Below are 20,355 nucleotides of genomic sequence, written 5' to 3'. Positions count from 1 at the left end.
TGTTGAAAAGAATTTCGTGCGCATTCTTTCGTGAATTACGGCGCTATGCAATGGGAAAGGTGAAAGAAAGAGAGTTTTATTTAGATCTTTTCCGTCTTTTGTTCTGCCCGTTGCGCAATCCGTTTCGCCATCCCGCGGAAGATAAACAGGTGGGCGGGGATCATCAACAGCCAGTAGAACAGACCCGGCATTCCGTGCGGATGCCACCAGGCGCGGACGTCCAGTTCCCGATAATCGCCTTTGTCTTTCAGCGTAAAGCAGAGTCGCCCCAGGCCCGGCGCCTTCATGCCGAACAGCAGCGCCAGCTGTTTTTCCGGCTCGACAATAATCACCTTCCAGCTGTCGACCGCGTCGCCCACCTCAAGATACGGGCGGGCCGGGCGGCCTTTAGCCAGCCTGTGGCCCACCAGCAGATCCATTGCCCCGCGCGTTTGCCAGAGGAGATTACCGAAGAAATACCCTTCTTTTCCGCCAATCTGGTTCACGACCTTCCACAGATCTGCAAGGCTGGCGGAAGTCTTCACCGTGCAGCCCGCCTGTTTCGGGTAATAGCCGTACTCCGGCCGCCAGCGGGCAAACGCCTGAGCGTCGTACCCCCAGTCGCTGGAGTTCACCAACTGCTCTTCTTCTTTCAGCGTATTGCGCACGGCATCGTCAAAGCGGATCAGATCCTGCGGGATGAGCGCCCGCAGCGCGCGATCGTCCGCCAGCAGATCGTGCTTCAGCCCCTGGATCAGCGCTTTGGCGGTCGTCGGCGGCACGGAGGTGATCACATTCAAAAACCACACTGAAATCCAGCGGGTCGGGAAGGGGATGGGGATCAGCCAGCGGCGGCGTCCGCTGACGCGCATAAAATGTTCGAACTGCTCCTGATAGCTCAGCACCTCAGGACCGGCCGCCTCTAGCACGCGGTGTTGCTCCGCAGGGTGATCCAGCAGGGCCACCAGATAATGCAGTAAATTCTCCAGCGCAATCGGCGTGGTGCGTGAACGCACCCAGCGCGGCGGCGTGAGCACCGGCAGGTTGTAGACCATATCGCGCATCACTTCGAAGGCGGCCGACCCCGCGCCGACGATGATCCCCGCGCGCAGTTCGGTGACGGGAATAGTGGCGCCGCGCAGCGTGTCCGCCGTCAGCTGGCGGGCGCGCAGGTGATCGGACTGCTCATGTTCGGGGGCCTGGAGCGAGCTTAAAAAAATCACCTGCTTCACCGGGGTTTGCAGCAGGGCATCGCGGACGTTCATCGCCACCTGACGCTCGTGGGCGATAAAGTCCCCGCCTTCGCCCATGCTGTGCACCAGGTAGTAAAGCGTGTCGACCCCATCCAGCAGCACGGGAAGTTCCTTCGGCCAGTTGAGGTCAACGTTGTGGCAGGTGACGCCGGGCAAACTCAGTTTTTGCAGGCGTTCGGTGTTGCGTGCCGCTGCCAGCACCCGGTGTCCCTCCCGGCTTAACGCCGTGGTCAGGTGCTGGCCAATATATCCGCTGGCGCCGAGCACCAGAATGCGTTGCGGCACGTCGGGCTCCTTAGCGCTGTAAAAACGCCTGCCAGTATTTCACCACGTCCGCCAGCTGCTCGCGGCTGACGTCAAGATGCATCACCAGGCGCACAATCGGTGACGCGTTGATCAGCACGCCGCGCGCTTTCATAAATTCACCCAGCGCGGCGGCATGCTCATCGCCGACGCGAACGAACAGCATGTTGGTGTCGTGACGCATCACCTCGGCGCCAATCTCGCGAAGCTGCGTGGCCATCCACGCGGCGTTATCGTGATCGTCCTTCAGACGCGCCACGTTGTTTTTCAGCGCGAACAGCCCCGCCGCCGCCAGAATTCCCGCCTGGCGCATGCCGCCGCCGGTCATTTTACGCCAGCGGTTGGCGCGCTTGATGTAGTGCGCATTGCCAACAAGTAGAGAGCCCACGGGCGTGCCCAGCCCTTTTGAGAGGCAGATGGTGAAGGAGTCGCAGTATTGCGTAATCTCCTTCAGCTCGCAGCCGTACGCCACGACGGCGTTGAAGATACGCGCGCCGTCCACGTGCAGGCCGAGTTTACGCTCGCGGGTAAATTCCCACGCGGCCTTCAGGTACTCGCGCGGTAGCACCTTGCCGTTGTGGGTGTTTTCCAGGCTGAGCAGCCTGGTGCGGGCGAAGTGGATGTCGTCGGCTTTAATTTTCGCCGCCACCTTATCGAGCGGCAGGGAGCCGTCCGGCGCGGCGTCAATTGGCTGCGGCTGTATGCTGCCCAGCACCGCGGCACCGCCGGCTTCGTAGAGATAGTTATGCGCGCCCTGGCCGACGATATACTCTTCACCGCGCTCGCAGTGGCTGAGCAGCGCCACCAGGTTAGCCTGCGTGCCGGTTGGCAGGAACAGGGCAGCCTCCTTGCCGCTCAGCTCTGCCGCATAGCGCTGCAGTTCGTTGACAGTCGGGTCATCGCCGTAGACGTCGTCCCCGACCGGGGCGGCCATCATCTCTTCGAGCATGGCGCGGCTCGGGCGGGTAACGGTATCACTGCGTAAATCGATCATGGCATGTCCTTATTATTAAAAAGGCGATGCCAGATGTTTTACCTGAGCCAGTTGGTTTTTGCCAGTTCGATCACCTCGTCACCGCGACCGCTGATGATGGCGCGCAGCATATACAGGCTAAAGCCTTTGGCCTGTTCCAGCTTGATCTGCGGCGGGATCGCCAGCTCCTCTTTGGCGACGACAACGTCTACCAGCACCGGGCCGTCGATGGAGAAGGCGCGCTGCAGGGCTTCGTCTACCTCGGAGGCTTTCTCCACGCGAATGCCGGTAATGCCGCAGGCCTCCGCAATGCGCGCGAAGTTGGTGTCGTGCAGCTCGGTGCCGTCAGTGAGATAGCCGCCGGCCTTCATCTCCATCGCCACGAAGCCAAGCACGCTGTTGTTAAAGACCACGATTTTGAGCGGGAGCTTCATCTGCACCACCGACAGGAAATCCCCCATCAGCATGCTGAACCCGCCGTCGCCGCACATCGCCACCACCTGACGCTCCGGCGCCGTCGCTTTCGCGCCCAGCGCCTGCGGCATGGCATTGGCCATCGAGCCGTGGTTGAACGAGCCGAGCAGGCGGCGTTTGCCGTTCATCTTCAGGTAGCGCGCCGCCCAGACGGTTGGCGTGCCCACGTCGCAGGTGAAGATGGCGTCGTCGTCGGCAAAATGGCTGATTTGCTGCGCCAGATACTGCGGGTGAATGGCCTTGTCGCTCGGTTTGGCGAGGTCGTCCAGCCCCTTGCGGGCATCGCGATAGTCGCTTAACGCCTTATCAAGGAACGTGCGGTCCGTTTTCTCTTCCAGCAGCGGCAGCAGGGCGGCAAGGGTCGATTTGATGTCGCCGATTAGCGCCATATCCACCTTGCTGTGCGCGCCGATGCTGGCCGGGTTGATATCAATCTGAATGATTTTCGCATCCGACGGGTAGAACGCGCGATACGGGAACTGGGTGCCGAGCAGGATCAGCGTGTCGGCGTTCATCATGGTGTGGAAGCCGCTGGAAAAACCGATCAGCCCGGTCATGCCCACATCATAGGGGTTGTCGTACTCGACGTGCTCTTTGCCGCGCAGGGCGTGAACAATCGGCGATTTAAGCTTACCCGCGAACTCCAGCAGCTCCTTGTGCGCCCCCGCGCAGCCGCTGCCGCACATCAGGGCGATATTGCTGGAGTAACGCAGCAGCTGCGCCAGCTTTTTCAGCTCTTCTTGTGCAGGCGTCACGACCGGCTGCGGGGCGTGATACCAGTGGGTGCTGGCCCCTTCAGGCGCGGCCTTGAGCGCCACATCGCCGGGGATCACGACCACCGAAACGCCGCGGTTCAGCACCGCCTTGCGCATGGCGATCGCCAGCACCTGCGGGATCTGCTCCGGGGATGAAACCAGCTCACAGTAGTGGCTGCATTCACGGAACAGCTCCTGCGGATGCGTCTCCTGAAAATAGCCGCTGCCGATTTCGGAGGAGGGGATGTGGGCGGCAATCGCCAGAACCGGAACATGATTGCGGTGGCAGTCAAACAGGCCGTTGATCAGGTGCAGGTTACCCGGCCCGCACGAGCCGGCACAGACGGCCAGTTCACCGGTGAGCTGTGCTTCAGCGCCTGCGGCGAAGGCGGCAACCTCTTCATGGCGGGTTGGCATCCATTCTATGGTCTTCATCTTGTTAAGGCTGTCGCTCAGCCCGTTGAGGGAATCGCCGGTGACGCCCCAGATGCGTTTTACGCCAGCCTGCTCCAGGGTTTTCGCTATATATGCAGCCACGGTTTGTTTCATGGTTGTCCTTCTCCTTTTTGTGATATCGCTTACAAGCTTAGAAGAAAGTCTCCGTCTTGCCCGTCATTTCCCCCCAATTAAAAGGTGCTTTTTATGCGCAATTATTCGGCATAATCTGGTGATACCTCAGTGAAAACAGGAATCATTTCAAATGGTTAAATCATTGTTAATTGCTGTTAATGAAAAGCTGTCGTGCGACGATCTTGGCAAACTCTTGTTACGACTTGCCGTCGGCGGGCTGATGCTGTTTCACGGTGTGCACAAGCTTTTTGGCGGCGTGGGCTTTATCAGCGGCATGCTGGTGGAAAAAGGATTGCCTGGATTTATCGCCTACGGCGTGTTGGTTGGCGAAGTGCTGGTGCCAGTCCTGATTATTATCGGGCTCTTTACGCGCCCGGCCGCGCTGGTGCTGGCGTTTACGATGATTGTGGCGTGGCTGATGGTGGGAATGGGCGAAACGTTCGCCCTCGATAAGGTTGGTGCATGGGCGATTGAAAGCCTGGTGTACTTCTTTGTTGGCTCGCTGGCGGTGGCGTGTTTAGGGGCAGGGCGTTACGCGGTGGGGAAAGACCCAGCGTGGCGTTGAGGTTTGGGCTCGGGTATGAAGGAAGGGGTCTACGGACCCTTTTTTATTGGCTATTTGTAACTCATTGATTTTATTGTGCTGAAATGTATGCAAAGAAAAAAAGGGGTTGAGACGATTTTTTTAGGTAATTTCTTTATCTGACAAGATGATAGGTGTAGATTGTTCCAGTTCACTGCCGTACAGGCAGCTTAGAAAAGCAAAAGCGGAAGTTGATGCCACTTCCCCTGGTTCACTGCCGTACAGGCAGCTTAGAAAGCCGCAGGTAAACAATAGCGGCCCGGTAAATAGTTCACTGCCGTACAGGCAGCTTAGAAATGTAGAAGTCGTGCGCAAACCAACTGAGTACGGTTCACTGCCGTACAGGCAGCTTAGAAAAGCGCGGATAGATGAGGAAACAATCGCCTGACGTTCACTGCCGTACAGGCAGCTTAGAAAGTCACCGTGACGGACCACCACGCGCTTGTGACGTTCACTGCCGTACAGGCAGCTTAGAAATACGCCTTGTCAATTCGCTCCTGATTCTGAGCGTTCACTGCCGTACAGGCAGCTTAGAAACCATGCAGCTAATAGCAAGTGCGGTTGAGGAATGTTCACTGCCGTACAGGCAGCTTAGAAAAGTCGACGCGTTCTGACGTTGCCAGGGTGAACGTTCACTGCCGTACAGGCAGCAACCACATCTAGTTCGGTCAAACACTGTGCTGCCTGTTTATAAGCCCGGTGGCGCTAGCGCTTACCGGGCCTACGAAGAGCCTGCATGGATAAAGTAGGTCGGGTAAACGCAGTGCCATCCGACAAAAAGCCTGCATGTAAAAAGTAGGCCGGGTAAACGCAGTACCACCCGACAAAAAGCCTGCATGGATAAAGTAGGTCGGGTAAACGCAGTGCCACCCGACAAAAAGCCTGAATGGATAAGGTAGGTCGGGTAAACGCCGTGCCACCCGGCAAAAAGCCTGCATGGATAAAGTAGGTCCTTTAAACGTAGTGCCACCCGACAAAAAGCCTGAATGGATAAGGTAGGTCGGGTAAACGCAGTGCCATCCGACAAAAAGCCTGAATGGATGAGGTAGGTCGGGTAAACGCAGTGCCACCCGACAAAAAGCCTGCATGGATAAAGTAGGTCGGGTAAACGCAATGCCATCCGACAAAAAGCCTGCATGTAAAAAGTAGGCCGGGTAAACGCAGTGCCACCCGGCAAAAAGCCTGAATGGATAAGGTAGGTCGGTTAAACGCAGTGCCACCCGACAAAAAGCCTGCATGGATAAAGCAGGTCGGGTAAACGCAATGCCATCCGACAAAAAGCCTGCATGGATAAGGTAGGTCGGGTAAGCGCAGTGCCACCCGACAAAAAGCCTGGCTGGAAAAAGTAGGCCGGGTAAACGCAGTGCCATCCGACAAAAAGCCTGCATGGATAAGATAGGCCGGGTAAACGCAGTGCCACCCGGCAAAAAACGGCGGCACCGCGTCAGATTATGCGAGAACTAAATCCCCCTGCGGATGGCACGAGCACGCCAGCACGTAACCCTCGGCAACTTCCGCGTCGGAGAGCGTCATGGTGCTGGTGACGGTATACTCCCCGGAAACCACCTTCGTCTTACAGCAGCCGCACACGCCCGCGCGGCAGGCTGCCACGACCGGCACCCTGTTGCTTTCCAGCGCCTCCAGCAGCGTCGTCCCCACGCGGCCAAAGAAGGTCTGCGCAGGCTGTAGCTTGGTAAACTGAATCCCGCTGGCTGCCGCTTCCGCCACCGGCGTGAAGAACTGCTCTTTAAAGAAGCGGGTCACGCCAAGCGCTTTCACCTCTTTTTCCGCGCTGTCCATGTACGGCGCCGGGCCGCAGGTCATCACGGTGCGGTTCGCAATGTCCGGCACGCTCTGCAGCAGCTCGCGGCTCAGGCGACCGGCCACAAAGCCGTGGGTCGCGTGGTGCTCGGCCACCAGCGTCACCGGATAGTTGCGCCACTCCTCGGCAAAGATCACATCGTTTGGAGAACGCACGCTGAAGATCGCTTGTACGTCGGCCTGCGGTCGGTTTTTCGCCAGCCAGCGGCGCATCGACATAATCGGCGTCACGCCGCAGCCCGCCGCCAGCAGCAGGAACTTATCGTCTGCCTTGTCGTCACAGGTGAAATTACCCTGCGCGTCGGACAGCCAGAGATAATCCCCGCGCTTCACGTCACGGGTCAGCCACTGGGAGCCCGCCCCGTCATCAATACGGCGGACGGTGAGCGTAATGTACTCGCTTACGCCCGGCGTTGACGAGAGCGTGTAGGCGCGCAGGGTGTCCGCCGAATGTCGAACGCTGACCAGCGCGTACTGGCCTGCGCGGTACGGGTAATAGTCGTGGCAAATCAGCGACAGCGTCCACACGTCCGGCGTCTCCTGCTGGATGTGATGAACCTGCATCCGCCACGGGCATTGTGGGGTTGGCATGGTCATAGATACCTCCTTACGCGCTCAGCAGCTGTTTCATATCGTCTTCAACATTCGTCACGGAACGCAGGCCGAATTTTTCATTCAGCACCGCCAGCAGGTCCGGCGTCAGGAAGCCTGGCGCGGTCGGGCCGGTCACGATGTTGGTGACGCCCAGAGAGAGCAGGGTCAGCAGGATGACAATCGCCTTCTGTTCAAACCATGACAGCACCAGCGACAGCGGCAGATCGTTCACGCCGCAGCCCAGTTTTTCCGCCAGGGTGACCGCCAGGATGATGGCCGAGTAGGCATCGTTACACTGGCCCGCATCAATCAGGCGCGGCAGGCCTTCGATGTTGCCGAAGTCCAGCTTGTTGAAACGGTATTTGCCGCACGCCAGGGTCAGGATCAGGCAGTCTTCCGGCACGCGGGTGGCGAAATCGGTGAAGTAGCTACGCTCGCCGCGCGCGCCGTCACAGCCGCCGACGAGGAAGATGTGGCGCAGCTTTTCACGGCTAACGAGATCGATCAGCGAATCGGCGGCGCCGAGGAGGGTTTCACGGCCGAAGCCGACGGTGATGAGATGCGGAATTTCGCTGTACGGGAAGCCCGACATCTGCTGCGCCTGGGCGATAACCGGAGCGAAATCGTCGCCTTCAAGATGGCTCACGCCAGGCCAGCCGACGATGCTGCGGGTCCAGATGCGGTCGTCGTACGCGCCCACGGTAGGGTCGATAATGCAGTTAGAGGTCATCACGATAGGGCCAGGGAAGCGGGCGAACTCCACCTGCTGGTTCTGCCAGCCGCTGCCGTAGTTACCAATCAGATGCTTGAATTTACGCAGCTCCGGGTAGCCGTGCGCGGGCAGCATTTCGCCGTGGGTATAGACGTTCACGCCGGTGCCTTCGGTCTGCTTCAGCAGGTTGTAGAGATCTTTCAGGTCATGGCCGGAAATCAGGATGCACTTGCCTGCGGTCTCCTTAACGTTGACCTGCGTCGGCGTCGGGTGGCCGTAGGTGCTGGTTTCACCGGCGTCCAGAATGCTCATCACGCGGAAGTTCATCTGGCCGATTTCCATTGCGCACTCCAGCAGCGCGTTCATGTCGGCAGGCCAGGTGCCGAGCCACGCCATGATCTTGTGGTACTGGGCGTAAATATCGTTGTCATATTGGCCGAGCACGTGGGCGTGTTCCATATAGGCCGCCGCGCCTTTCAGACCGTACAGGCACAGCAGGCGCAGGCCGAGAATGTTCTCGCCAATCGCCGCTTTGTCTTTATTCGGGGTGAAGTCTGCCGCCTGACGCTGGAGGTCGCCCAGATCGTCACTCGCCAGCTGAAGTTCTGCCATTGGGTTTTCCACGCGGGCGTTAGCATCAGCGTTCAGGCACTGCGCCTTCAGCGCTTCCCGCAGTGCGATGGCTTCACGGGCATAGCCAACAATGCGCGGCGAATCGAAGTTAACGTTGGTCAGCGTGGAGAAGAAGGCGCGCGGGGCGAAGCTGTCGACGTAATGTTCGACAATGCCGTATTCGCGGGCCTTGAGCGCCCAGGCGGAAAGGCCTTGCAGGGCCGCAATCAGCAGGTCCTGCAGGTCAGATGTTTCTGCGGTTTTGCCGCACATACCCTGTGCGTAAGAGCAACCGTTACCGGCCGGAGTACGGATAGTTTGTTCACATTGCACACAAAACATAATCACACCTGTTAAAGTTATATTTAAGATACATGTTTAAGGTTATGCCTGTGCCGGAAGGGTGAAAAGGGCTTTCTGCTACAAAATCGAGGGAGATTGATTTAGCGCAATTTTGGCGGCAGGAACCCTACCGCCAAAGAAGTATCAGGCGGAGAAAAACGCCATCAGAATGGGAACCAGCAGGCTCAGGATAAAGCCGTGAACGATGGCGGCAGGCACCAGATCCAGGCCGCCGGAGCGCTGGAGTACCGGAAGGGTAAAGTCCATCGACGTCGCGCCGCACAGACCCAGCGCGGTAGAACGGCTGCGGCGAACCAGGCCCGGGATCAGCATGATGGCAATCAGCTCTCGCGCCAGATCGTTAAAGAAGGCGGCGCTGCCGATGACCGGGCCGAATGATTCGGTCAGCAGAATACCGGAGAGAGAGTACCAGCCAAAACCGGAGGCCATCGCCAGGCCGGTTTTCAGCGGCAGATCGAGAATAAAGGCGTTAATGACCCCCGCCACCATGGAGCTGGCGACAACGATAACGGCAATCATCATTCCCCGGCGGTTGAGGACAATTTGCTTCAGCGTCATGCCGTTATTTCGCAGCTGAATACCGATCAGGAACAGCAGGAAGATCAGCGTATATTCACTGGCCTCTGTCGCATGCTGCAAAAATGCCCAGCCGGTCAGCCCAAGAAGAAAACCGAGCACCACGACGCCGCATAATTTTAATGATTCAAGCGCCATCGCAATTCGGGAAGGCTGTTTTTCCTGATGATGGTGATTTTTCCATGGAATAGTCCGTTCCAGCCACAGCAGCGCGGCAATATTGCACAGTAAAATAACCACCACGGTGACCGCAGAATAGTGCAGGATGGAAAGCAGATTGGTGGCCAAATTATCCAGGAAGGCCAGGCTGATCCCCATAAAGAAAAGAATGACGTAAACAATCCAGCTGAGAAAACGGTTGATAAGCCGTAATGCCGATTCCTGATGCAGCGGAATAAGGTAGCCCGCAATCAGGGGCAGCAGAATAATGAGGAGTCCTGAAAACATGAACAGCCGGTCCTTTTGAGTATCTGGTGAGCGCCAGAGACACTACCCAATAAAGGCTGTCCAGTAAAGCGGCATAAGAAAGCCGGGTGGCGGCTACGCCTTACCCGGCCTACAGGTGCACATTCACGTAGGTCGGGTAAGCGTTAGCGCCACCCGACACCGCGCGCAATTAATCGCGTTTTTCCAGCAGAGTGCGGTACAGCACGCCGCCCAGGATACCGCCGATAATCGGCATCACCCAGAACAGCCACAGCTGCTCTAGCGCCCAGCCGCCCTGGAAGATGGCGACGGCGGTGCTGCGCGCCGGGTTAACGGAGGTGTTGGTGACCGGAATCGAAATCAGGTGAATAAGGGTCAGCGCCAGACCAATCGCAATTGGGGCAAAGCCTGCCGGAGCGTGTTTGTCCGTTGCGCCGTGGATCACCAGCAGGAAGCCGGCGGTCAGCACAATTTCAATCACGATGGCAGACAGCATGGAGTAACCGCCCGGGGAATGTTCGCCGAAGCCGTTAGAGGCGAAGCCGCTGGCCGCCGCGTCGAAGCCCGCTTTGCCGCTGGCAATCACGTACAGAACGCCGGCCGCAATAATACCGCCAACCACCTGCGCCACGATGTAACCAATCACGTCTTTAGCCGGGAAACGGCCGCCCGCCCATAAGCCTAACGTTACCGCCGGGTTAAAATGACCGCCGGAAATATGCCCCACGGCAAACGCCATGGTTAACACGGTTAAACCAAATGCCAGCGCGACGCCGACAAAACCAATGCCTAATTCCGGGAATGCTGCTGCCAGAACGGCGCTACCGCAGCCACCAAATACCAGCCAGAATGTACCAAAGCATTCCGCCGCTAATTTTCTAAACATAACCACCTCAAAATAATTTTCCGCACGCTTCCCGCGCGCGGGATATATCGCCATAAAGGGATGACGACTCAAAGAGCTCGTATTTTAGAAACCAACAACATCCCTTCGCCACTTAAATAAATTCGATTAATTTGATTTAAGGCAATGTGATGTCAATCCTTGTTCAAATCAGCGGTAAATAGAGCATAGACCAATTCCCGCAAGGGTGAATGTTGTGCTGTCGTGACAGAACGCCTCCCGCTATACTGCTGATAACTTAAAGGAAAAAGTGATCATTTCGCGGGGGATTTATGCTTCTCGAACGTGTGGAAATTGTCGGGTTTCGCGGTATTAACCGCCTGTCGCTGCAGCTTGAGCAGAACAACGTCCTGATCGGCGAGAACGCGTGGGGGAAGTCCAGCCTGCTGGATGCGCTGACGTTGCTGCTTTCCCCCGAAGACGATCTGTATCACTTCGTCCGCGAGGATTTCTGGTTCCCGCCGGGCGACGTGACGGGGCGCGAGAAGCACCTGCACATCATCCTGACGTTCCGCGAAGCCGAACCGGGCCGCCACCGCGTGCGCCGCTTCCGCCCGCTGTCGCCCTGCTGGGTGCCGTGCGATGACGGGCACCACCGGATTTTCTATCGGCTGGAGGGGGAAATGGCGGAAAATGAGGGCGTGTTGACCCTCCGTGATTTCCTCGATGAGAAAGCCAACCCGATCCCGCTGGACAATATCGACGACCTCGCCCGCCACCTGATCCGCCTGACGCCCGTGTTACGCCTGCGCGACGCGCGCTTTATGCGGCGTATTCGTAACGGTACCGTCCCGAATATGCCGGAAGTGGAAGTGACCGCTCGCGAGCTGGATTTTCTGGCAAGAGAGCTGGTGTCGCGTCCGCAGAACCTGACCGATGGTCAAATCCGCCAGGGGCTGTCCGCAATGGTGCAGCTTCTGGAGCACTATTTTTCCGAGCAGGGCACGTCCGAGTCGCGCCATCGTCTGATGCGCCGCCGCTCTCATGACGAGCAGCGCAGCTGGCGCTACCTCGATATCATTAACCGGATGATTGACCGGCCCGGCGGCCGTACCCATCGGGTGATTCTGCTGGGGCTGTTCTCAACGCTTCTGCAGGCCAAAGGCACCGTCCGTCTCGACCGGGACGCCCGGCCGCTGCTGCTGGTGGAAGACCCGGAAACGCGTCTGCATCCCATCATGCTCTCGGTGGCCTGGCATCTGCTGAATCTGCTGCCGCTCCAGCGTATTACGACCACCAATTCCGGGGAGCTATTGTCCCTGACACCGGTAGAACACGTCTGCCGTCTGGTGCGCGAATCCTCCCGCGTCTCCGCTTTCCGGCTTGGGCCGGGCGGTTTGAACGCGGAAGACGGGCGGCGCATCGCCTTTCATATCCGCTTTAACCGCGCCTCGTCGCTCTTTGCCCGCTGCTGGCTGCTGGTGGAGGGGGAAACGGAAACCTGGGTCATCAACGAGCTGGCGCGCCAGTGCGGCCACCATTTTGATGCGGAAGGCATTAAGGTGATTGAATTCGCCCAGTCGGGATTAAAGCCGCTGATAAAATTCGCCCGCCGGATGGGGATCGAGTGGCACGTCCTGGTCGACGGTGATGAGGCGGGCAAAAAATATGCCTCGACCGTGCGTAGCCTGCTGAATAACGAGCAAGAAGAAGAGCGCGACCATTTAACCATGCTTCCCGCGATGGACATGGAGCACTTTATGTATCGTCAGGGATTCGACGACGTCTTCCACCGCGTTGCGATGGTGCCGGTCGATGTCCCGATGAACATGCGGCGGGTGATCGCCAAGGCCATTCATCGCTCGTCAAAACCGGATCTCGCCATTGAGGTGGCGACGGAAGCGGGAAGGCGGGGGGTAGAGGCAGTGCCCACGCTGCTGAGGAAGATGTTCTCCCGCGTGCTGTGGCTGGCGCGCGGGAGAGCCGATTAACGCCGGGTCGCCTGTTTCACCTGCTGAATCAGGCTATCCAGCAGTTCGTAGCGGCGGCGATATTCCGAGCGTTTTTTGCTGGCGATCTCTTCCATCGGTTTACGCGGCATGACGAGCGGCAGCGTAAAGTTACCGTTGTCCTGCTTTTCACCGCCGAGGGAGAGCCAGAAGCTGTCGTAATCGGCCAACAGTTTCCCCTCTTTTTTCTTGCGGTAGCGCCAGCTGCGATAAATATGGGTATCGTTACTGACGGCGATAATCTGCTCTACCGGGAACGCGGCGCCGAGGGTCATGGCGGCCTCGACCAGCAGACGTTTCGGGAACAGGCCATGGCAGGCTTTCGTCGCCCCCTGGATCAGCTCGTGGGGAACATGCGCTTTTGCACCCTGTAAACCGCCAATGAACAGCGTCGATTTTCCCTCAAACGGGCATAGCGTAAAGGTCATCTCCGCCAGCGCGGTGTTTTGACCGTCACAAAAAACGAGGGTCGCTTCTCCCTCTTTATCCATAAACGCATCGGCACACAGGCGAACGGTAAATTGCTGTTCCTCTTTTCCGGTTAAGGTCAGCAGCGTCACGCCCGACTTTGAGAGGTAGCCATTTATCAGCGTCGGCGGCAGCTGGCGTGACATGACCTGATAGTGCCAGGACAGCGATTCCAGCGTACGCTGTCGATCCATATTGACGGTCAACCAAGGGCGATGCAGGCGGCAGGGCAGCCCCGGCTGAACCTGGAGCATTTGCATCAGGTGCGGATGCTTTGCCAGCGCAGTCAGCAGGCGAGCGGTGCTGAGCGGTGTCGCCAGCGAGCGCAGCATGAACTTGCGTCGGTAGGCGGTTTTTTCCCATGCCAGCCCTGGCGCAATCTCACCGAAAGCCAGGCTTTTGAAGAGCTGCCAGCCGGATTTTGGCTGCGGCAGGTTTGAAAGTGATGTATCGACGATAGAAGACATGGTAGATCCTGATCCTTGTGGAATATCGCTATTTCAACAGGGGAAATGTCAACGTCTCGTAAACAAATTGGGGCGATTTCGGAGAACAGGGGTTTCGTTGAAGAGTCGTTTAGTTAGAATCAACCTTTATCATTGCCAGAACATTTAATTGGAATATTTATGAACCTCAAGGGAAAACGCAGAACGCTGTTTCTGCTGCTGGCGGTCGTGGTTTTAGCCGGTGGATACTGGCTATGGCAGGTGCTGAATGCGCCGGTGCCGCAGTATCAGACGCTGATTGTTCGCCCGGGCGAGCTGCAGCAAAACGTCCTCGCGACGGGCAAGCTCGACGCGCTGCGCAAGGTTGACGTCGGTGCGCAGGTCAGCGGTCAGCTGAAAACGCTGTCGGTTGAGATTGGCGACAAGGTGAAAAAAGGCCAACTGCTCGGCGTGATCGATCCTGAACAGGCTGAGAACCAGATCCGCGAGGTGGAAGCCACGCTGATGGAGCTGCGCGCGCAGCGTGCGCAGGCGCTGGCCGAGCGCAACCTGGCCCAGGTGACGCTGACCCGTCAGCAGGCGCTGGCCAAAACCCAGGCTATCTCGAAGCAAGATTTAGACACGGCCACCACGGAACTGGCGGTAAAACAGGCGCAGATTGGCACGATTGACGCGCAGATCAAACGCAATCAGGCCTCGCTGGATACGGCGAAAACCAACCTCGACTACACCCAAATCGTCGCGCCGATGGCCGGAGAGGTCACCCAGATCACCACCCTGCAGGGCCAGACGGTGATTGCCGCCCAGCAGGCGCCAAACATTTTGACCCTGGCAGACATGAGCACCATGCTGGTGAAGGCCCAGGTCTCAGAGGCGGATGTCATCCACCTTAAGCCGGGGCAGAACGCCTGGTTTACGGTGCTGGGCGACCCGCAGACCCGCTACGAAGGCGTGCTGAAGGACATTCTGCCGACGCCGGAAAAAGTGAACGACGCCATCTTCTACTATGCCCGCTTTGAGGTGCCTAACCCGAAGGGCGTGCTGCGTCTGGACATGACCGCGCAGGTGCATATCCAGCTGACCGGCGTGAAGAACGTGCTGACCATTCCGCTCTCGGCGCTGGGTGAATCCGCCGGGGAGAGCCGCTACAAAGTGAAGGTGCTGCGCAACGGCGAAACGCGCGAGCGTGAGGTGGTGATTGGCGCGCGCAACGACACCGACGTGGTGGTGGTCAAAGGGCTGGAAGAGGGTGAGGAGGTTGTTGTCAGCGAAAGCCTGCCCGGAGTCGCCAAATGACGGCGCTGCTTGAGCTGAATGACATTCGCCGCAGCTATCCGTCCGGCGATGGCCCGGTGGAGGTGCTGAAGGGCATCTCCCTGCGCGTGGAGGCGGGCGAGATGGTGGCGATTGTCGGGGCGTCGGGCTCCGGTAAATCGACGCTGATGAACATTCTCGGCTGTCTGGATAAACCGACCAGCGGCAGCTATCGCGTGGCCGGAACGGATGTCTCCACGCTGGACGGCGACGCCCTGGCGAAGCTGCGCCGGGAACATTTTGGCTTTATCTTCCAGCGCTACCACCTGCTTTCTCATCTTAGTGCGGCCCAGAACGTTGAAGTACCGGCGGTGTATGCGGGCGTCGAGCGGAAAAAACGTCTTGAGCGTGCGCAGATGCTGCTGACGCGCCTGGGGCTGGCGGAGCGGGTAGAGTATCAGCCCTCGCAGCTTTCCGGCGGCCAGCAGCAGCGCGTGAGTATCGCCCGCGCCCTGATGAACGGTGGACAGGTGATCCTCGCGGATGAACCGACCGGCGCGCTTGACAGCCATTCCGGCGAAGAGGTGATGGCGATCCTCCACCAGCTGCGCGATCGGGGGCATACGGTCATTATCGTCACCCACGATCCGCAGGTGGCGGCGCAGGCTGAACGTGTTATTGAGATCCACGACGGCGAGCTGGTGAGCAACCCGCCGCCGCGGGCGTCCAGCGCGGCGGCGCCGAAAGAAGCGCTACCGGCCGCAACCGGCTGGGGACAGTTTTCCAGCGGCTTTCGTGAGGCGCTGACCATGGCCTGGCTGGCGATGGCGGCCAATAAAATGCGCACCCTGCTGACGATGCTCGGCATCATTATCGGTATCGCCTCGGTGGTGTCGATCGTGGTGGTGGGCGACGCGGCGAAGCAGCTGGTGCTGGCCGATATCCGCGCCATCGGCACCAACACGATTGACGTTTATCCCGGTAAAGACTTCGGCGACGACGAGCCGCAGTATCAGCAGGCGCTGAAATATGACGATCTGGCGGCGATTCAGAAGCAGCCGTGGGTTAACTCCGCCACGCCGGCGGTTTCGCAGAATCTGCGGCTGCGCGTGGGCAATGTTGACGTAGCCGCCAGCGCCAACGGCGTCAGCGGAGACTACTTCAACGTCTACGGCATGACCTTCAGCGAGGGCGCCACCTTCAACGCCGAACAGCTGGCGGGCAGGGCGCAGGTGGTGGTGCTGGACGCGAACTCGCGCAGGCAGCTTTTCCCCAATAAAGCCAACGTGGTGGGTGAAGTGATCCTGGTCGGCAACATGCCTGCCACGGTCATCGGGGTCGCGGAGGAGAAGCAGTCGATGTTTGGCAGCAGCAAGATCCTGCGCGTGTGGCTGCCCTATACCACCATCTCCGGACGGATTATGGGGCAGTCCTGGCTCAACTCCATCACCGTACGCGTGAAGGAGGGCTACGACAGCGCGCTGGCCGAGCAGCAGCTTGAGCGGCTGTTAACCCTGCGCCACGGGAAGAAAGATTTCTTCACCTGGAACATGGACGGCCTCTTGAAAACGGCGGAAAAGACCACACGTACTCTTCAGCTGTTCCTCACGCTGGTGGCGGTGATTTCGCTGGTTGTCGGCGGCATCGGGGTGATGAATATCATGCTGGTGTCGGTCACGGAACGTACCCGGGAGATTGGCATCCGCATGGCGGTCGGGGCCAGAGCCAGCGACGTGCTGCAGCAGTTTTTGATTGAGGCGGTGCTGGTGTGCCTGGTCGGCGGGGCGATGGGTATTGCGCTCTCGATGATGATCGCGTTTGCGCTCCAGCTCTTTTTACCCGGCTGGGAGATTGGCTTCTCGCCGGTTGCCATTATTACCGCGTTCTTGTGTTCGACCTTTACCGGCATTTTGTTCGGCTGGCTCCCCGCCCGCAACGCGGCGCGGCTGGATCCGGTGGACGCGCTGGCTCGGGAATAGCTTTTGCCGGGTGACGGCTTCGCCTTACCCGGCCTACACTTGACGTAGGCCCGTGCAAGCGTAGCGCCGCCGGGCAACGTGGCGCAGAACAGTGAAAATAAAAATGCCAGCCGATCGGGCTGGCATTTTGACGGCGGGATGTACACAATAAAACAGAGAGCTAGGCAACCGTCTCTGCTTCAACGGGGACGATAAGGCTTGCATGATTGCCTTTCGGTCCCTGGTGTACATCGAACCGGACGGACTGCCCGGCTTTGAGCGTTCTGTAACCATCCATCTGAATGGTGGAATAGTGAGCGAAGATATCCTCGCCGCCGCCTTCGGGGCAGATGAAGCCAAACCCTTTGGCGTTGTTGAACCACTTAACAGTACCCATTTCCATGCTTCGACATCCTTCGTAAATCTTATAAGTTAAGATGGAATGAACCGGTGGTGGAGTGGGGGCTGTTCAAAACCTCGCCATCTCACGCTTGTACAATTTAGAGAAACGAAAGACATCGTCAAGCGTTTGGCGCTGGAGTTGGGACAATAATCAACCAAAGTTTGAAGCAGTTAACGCTATTGCGACAGTTTGTGACAGACATCGCGGATGACAGTAATAGATGATTGTTATCTAACATCTGAGGTAGATTCAAAGTGGTTATGCATCATGGGTAAGACCAACGATTGGCTGGATTTTGACCAGCTGGCGGAAGACAAAGTGCGCGACGCGCTAAAACCGCCATCTATGTATAAAGTTATGTTAATGAACGATGATTACACGCCGATGGAATTTGTTATTGACGTGCTACAAAAGTTCTTTTCTTATGATGTAGAACGTGCAACGCAACTGATGCTTACCGTTCATTATCGAGGCAAAGCCATCTGCGGCATTTTTACGGCAGAAGTGGCGGAAACCAAAGTGGCGATGGTGAACGACTATGCGAGGGAGAACGAGCATCCGTTGCTGTGTACGCTGGAAAAGGCCTGATAAGGCATAAAATTGGGGGAGGTGCCTATGCTCAATCAAGAACTGGAACTCAGTTTAAACATGGCTTTCGCCAGAGCGCGTGAGCACCGACATGAGTTTATGACCGTCGAGCATTTACTGCTCGCACTGCTTAGCAACCCATCTGCCCGCGAAGCGCTGGAAGCCTGCTCCGTGGATCTGGTGGCGCTACGTCAGGAACTCGAAGCCTTCATCGAACAAACCACACCGGTGCTGCCAGCCAGTGAAGAAGAGCGCGACACGCAGCCGACGCTCAGCTTCCAGCGGGTGCTGCAGCGCGCGGTATTCCACGTCCAGTCTTCCGGACGTAGCGAAGTGACTGGCGCAAACGTCTTAGTCGCCATCTTCAGCGAGCAGGAGTCGCAGGCTGCCTATCTGCTGCGCAAACACGAAGTCAGCCGCCTCGACGTGGTGAACTTTATTTCTCACGGAACGCGTAAAGACGAGCCTAACCAGGCATCGGATTCCAGCAACCAGGTCAATAACAATGAAGAGCAAGCAGGCGGGGAGGATCGTATGGAAAACTTCACCACCAACCTTAACCAGCTTGCTCGCGTTGGCGGTATCGACCCGCTGATTGGTCGCGATAAAGAGCTGGAACGCGCGATTCAGGTGCTGTGCCGTCGCCGCAAGAACAACCCGCTGCTGGTGGGGGAATCTGGCGTGGGTAAAACCGCGATTGCCGAAGGGCTTGCCTGGCGCATTGTGCAGGGCGACGTGCCGGAAGTGATTGCCGATTGCACCATCTACTCGCTGGATATCGGCTCGCTGCTGGCGGGCACCAAATACCGCGGTGATTTTGAAAAACGCTTCAAGGCGCTGTTAAAACAGCTGGAGCAGGATACCAACAGCATCCTGTTTATCGATGAGATCCACACCATCATCGGTGCAGGTGCGGCCTCCGGCGGCCAGGTGGATGCGGCTAACCTGATCAAACCGCTGCTCTCCAGCGGCAAGATCCGCGTGATTGGCTCTACCACCTACCAGGAGTTCAGCAACATCTTTGAGAAAGACCGCGCGCTGGCGCGCCGCTTCCAGAAAATCGACGTGACCGAACCGTCCGTCGAGGAAACGGTGCAGATCATCAACGGCCTGAAGCCGAAGTACGAAGCGCACCACGACGTGCGTTACACCGCGAAAGCGGTCCGTGCGGCGGTGGAGCTGGCGGTGAAATACATCAACGACCGTCATCTGCCGGATAAGGCCATTGACGTCATTGATGAGGCGGGGGCGCGTGCGCGCCTGATGCCGGCCAGCAAGCGTAAGAAAACCGTTAACGTGGCGGATATTGAGTCCGTGGTGGCCCGCATCGCGCGTATCCCTGAGAAGAGCGTTTCTCAGAGCGACCGCGACACGCTGCGCACCCTCGGCAATCGCCTGAAAATGCTGGTCTTTGGTCAGGATAAAGCCATTGAGGCCTTAACCGAAGCGATCAAGATGGCCCGTGCCGGACTGGGGCATGACCACAAGCCTGTCGGTTCCTTCCTGTTCGCCGGTCCGACCGGCGTGGGGAAAACCGAGGTCACGGTGCAGCTCTCCAAAGCGCTCGGCATTGAGCTGCTGCGCTTTGATATGTCCGAGTATATGGAGCGTCACACCGTCAGCCGTTTGATTGGTGCGCCTCCGGGCTACGTCGGCTTTGACCAGGGCGGCCTGCTCACCGACGCGGTGATCAAGCATCCGCACGCGGTCCTGCTGCTCGATGAAATCGAGAAAGCGCACCCGGACGTGTTCAACATTCTGCTGCAGGTGATGGACAACGGGACGCTGACCGACAACAACGGGCGCAAGGCGGACTTCCGCAACGTGGTGCTGGTGATGACCACCAACGCCGGTGTGCGTGAAACCGAGCGTAAATCCATCGGCCTGATCCACCAGGATAACAGCACCGATGCGATGGAGGAGATCAAGAAGATCTTCACGCCGGAGTTCCGCAACCGTCTGGACAACATTATCTGGTTCGATCACCTGTCAACCGAGGTGATCCATCAGGTGGTGGATAAGTTCATCGTCGAGCTGCAGGTTCAGCTGGATCAGAAAGGCGTATCGCTGGAAGTGAGCCAGGAGGCCCGCAACTGGCTGGCCGAGAAAGGCTACGACCGTGCGATGGGGGCCCGTCCGATGGCGCGTGTGATTCAGGACAACCTGAAGAAACCGCTGGCGAACGAGCTGCTGTTTGGCTCGCTGGTGGACGGCGGCCAGGTGACCGTGGCGCTGGACCAGGCGAAGAACGAGCTAACGTACGATTTCCAGAGTGCGGCGAAGCACAAGCCGGAAGCGGCTCACTAAGTCGTTTTAGTATAAAAGCCGGGTTTTTAACCCGGCTTTTTTGTGCCCGTTTTTCTCCCTCTCACCGTGGGAGAGGGCCGGGGT

General features: G+C 58.2%; 15 protein-coding genes and 1 CRISPR repeat array. Of the genes, 6 read left to right on the top strand and 9 right to left on the bottom strand.

Going from position 1 to position 20,355, the window contains the following annotated elements; all coding sequences use genetic code 11:
* Positions 1–80: 80 nt before the first annotated feature.
* From ACJBF3_RS12810 to poxB, 3 genes are read right to left on the bottom strand one after another with little or no spacing between them, the layout of a single operon-like run.
* The gene (locus ACJBF3_RS12810; protein ID WP_045327317.1) at positions 81–1,517 is read right to left on the bottom strand and encodes an SDR family oxidoreductase; all 1,437 of its coding nucleotides are present in this window, start codon (positions 1,515–1,517) and stop codon (positions 81–83) included.
* 10 nt (positions 1,518–1,527) lie between these two features.
* Entirely contained in the window at positions 1,528–2,529 is a 1,002-nt protein-coding gene (ltaE, locus tag ACJBF3_RS12805; RefSeq protein ID WP_406545132.1) for a low-specificity L-threonine aldolase, read from the bottom strand.
* A 38-nt stretch (positions 2,530–2,567) separates the two neighbouring features.
* A complete protein-coding gene (poxB, locus tag ACJBF3_RS12800; protein WP_045327315.1) occupies positions 2,568–4,286 on the bottom strand; it encodes a ubiquinone-dependent pyruvate dehydrogenase in 1,719 nt (572 codons plus the stop codon).
* 151 nt (positions 4,287–4,437) lie between these two features.
* Between poxB and ACJBF3_RS12795 the strand changes: the two genes are divergently transcribed.
* A complete protein-coding gene (locus ACJBF3_RS12795) occupies positions 4,438–4,872 on the top strand; it encodes a DoxX family protein (protein ID WP_045327314.1) in 435 nt (144 codons plus the stop codon).
* 167 nt (positions 4,873–5,039) lie between these two features.
* Positions 5,040–5,548: direct repeats of the CRISPR family, unit length 28 nt; unit sequence GTTCACTGCCGTACAGGCAGCTTAGAAA.
* 791 nt (positions 5,549–6,339) lie between these two features.
* Here ACJBF3_RS12795 and hcr read toward each other — a convergent pair.
* The 4 genes from hcr to aqpZ all read right to left on the bottom strand — a co-directional run bounded on the left by hcr (position 6,340) and on the right by aqpZ (position 10,880).
* Positions 6,340–7,308, bottom strand: coding sequence for an NADH oxidoreductase (hcr, locus tag ACJBF3_RS12790; protein ID WP_045327312.1), 969 nt, complete (start codon positions 7,306–7,308; stop codon positions 6,340–6,342).
* 10 nt (positions 7,309–7,318) lie between these two features.
* Complete coding sequence (gene hcp, locus ACJBF3_RS12785) at positions 7,319–8,971, bottom strand: hydroxylamine reductase (protein ID WP_045327310.1); 1,653 nt, start codon at positions 8,969–8,971, stop codon at positions 7,319–7,321.
* A gap of 144 nt (positions 8,972–9,115) precedes the next feature.
* Complete coding sequence (locus ACJBF3_RS12780; RefSeq protein WP_045327308.1) at positions 9,116–10,015, bottom strand: lysine exporter LysO family protein; 900 nt, start codon at positions 10,013–10,015, stop codon at positions 9,116–9,118.
* A 169-nt stretch (positions 10,016–10,184) separates the two neighbouring features.
* Positions 10,185–10,880, bottom strand: coding sequence for an aquaporin Z (gene aqpZ, locus ACJBF3_RS12775; protein ID WP_014883193.1), 696 nt, complete (start codon positions 10,878–10,880; stop codon positions 10,185–10,187).
* Positions 10,881–11,170: 290 nt separating this feature from the next.
* Here aqpZ and ACJBF3_RS12770 point away from each other — a divergent pair, with 290 nt between their 5' ends.
* Positions 11,171–12,829, top strand: coding sequence for an ATP-dependent endonuclease (locus tag ACJBF3_RS12770; RefSeq protein ID WP_045327306.1), 1,659 nt, complete (start codon positions 11,171–11,173; stop codon positions 12,827–12,829).
* On the opposite strand, the gene ACJBF3_RS12765 is transcribed toward ACJBF3_RS12770, so the two are convergent.
* Positions 12,826–13,782 carry a VirK/YbjX family protein gene (locus ACJBF3_RS12765; RefSeq protein WP_045327304.1) on the bottom strand — a complete coding sequence of 319 codons (957 nt, stop codon included), beginning with the start codon at positions 13,780–13,782 and terminating at the stop codon, positions 12,826–12,828. The two genes, ACJBF3_RS12770 and ACJBF3_RS12765, sit on opposite strands and share 4 nt — an antisense overlap.
* A gap of 159 nt (positions 13,783–13,941) precedes the next feature.
* Between ACJBF3_RS12765 and macA the strand changes: the two genes are divergently transcribed.
* Positions 13,942–15,057, top strand: coding sequence for a macrolide transporter subunit MacA (macA, locus tag ACJBF3_RS12760; RefSeq protein WP_045327303.1), 1,116 nt, complete (start codon positions 13,942–13,944; stop codon positions 15,055–15,057).
* Complete coding sequence (gene macB / locus ACJBF3_RS12755; RefSeq protein WP_045327301.1) at positions 15,054–16,994, top strand: macrolide ABC transporter ATP-binding protein/permease MacB; 1,941 nt, start codon at positions 15,054–15,056, stop codon at positions 16,992–16,994. Before macA ends, macB begins: the two co-directional genes overlap by 4 nt.
* 160 nt (positions 16,995–17,154) lie before the next feature.
* On the opposite strand, the gene cspD is transcribed toward macB, so the two are convergent.
* Positions 17,155–17,376, bottom strand: a complete 222-nt coding sequence (gene cspD / locus ACJBF3_RS12750) for a cold shock-like protein CspD (protein WP_006809408.1) — start codon at positions 17,374–17,376, stop codon at positions 17,155–17,157.
* Between the two features lie 267 nt (positions 17,377–17,643).
* On the opposite strand from cspD, the gene clpS reads away from it, so the two are divergent.
* Positions 17,644–17,964 carry an ATP-dependent Clp protease adapter ClpS gene (gene clpS, locus ACJBF3_RS12745; RefSeq protein ID WP_006174393.1) on the top strand — a complete coding sequence of 107 codons (321 nt, stop codon included), beginning with the start codon at positions 17,644–17,646 and terminating at the stop codon, positions 17,962–17,964.
* A 27-nt stretch (positions 17,965–17,991) separates the two neighbouring features.
* Complete coding sequence (clpA, locus tag ACJBF3_RS12740) at positions 17,992–20,271, top strand: ATP-dependent Clp protease ATP-binding subunit ClpA (protein ID WP_008499992.1); 2,280 nt, start codon at positions 17,992–17,994, stop codon at positions 20,269–20,271.
* Positions 20,272–20,355 lie beyond the last annotated feature (84 nt).

The organism is Enterobacter sp. PP-008-ECC_S150 (genome assembly GCF_045257065.1).
In the GTDB taxonomy this organism is placed as follows: domain Bacteria; phylum Pseudomonadota; class Gammaproteobacteria; order Enterobacterales; family Enterobacteriaceae; genus Enterobacter; species Enterobacter chengduensis.
The sequence above is the reverse complement of the archived record's forward strand: the minus strand, read 5'-3'. Positions and strand labels throughout refer to the sequence as shown.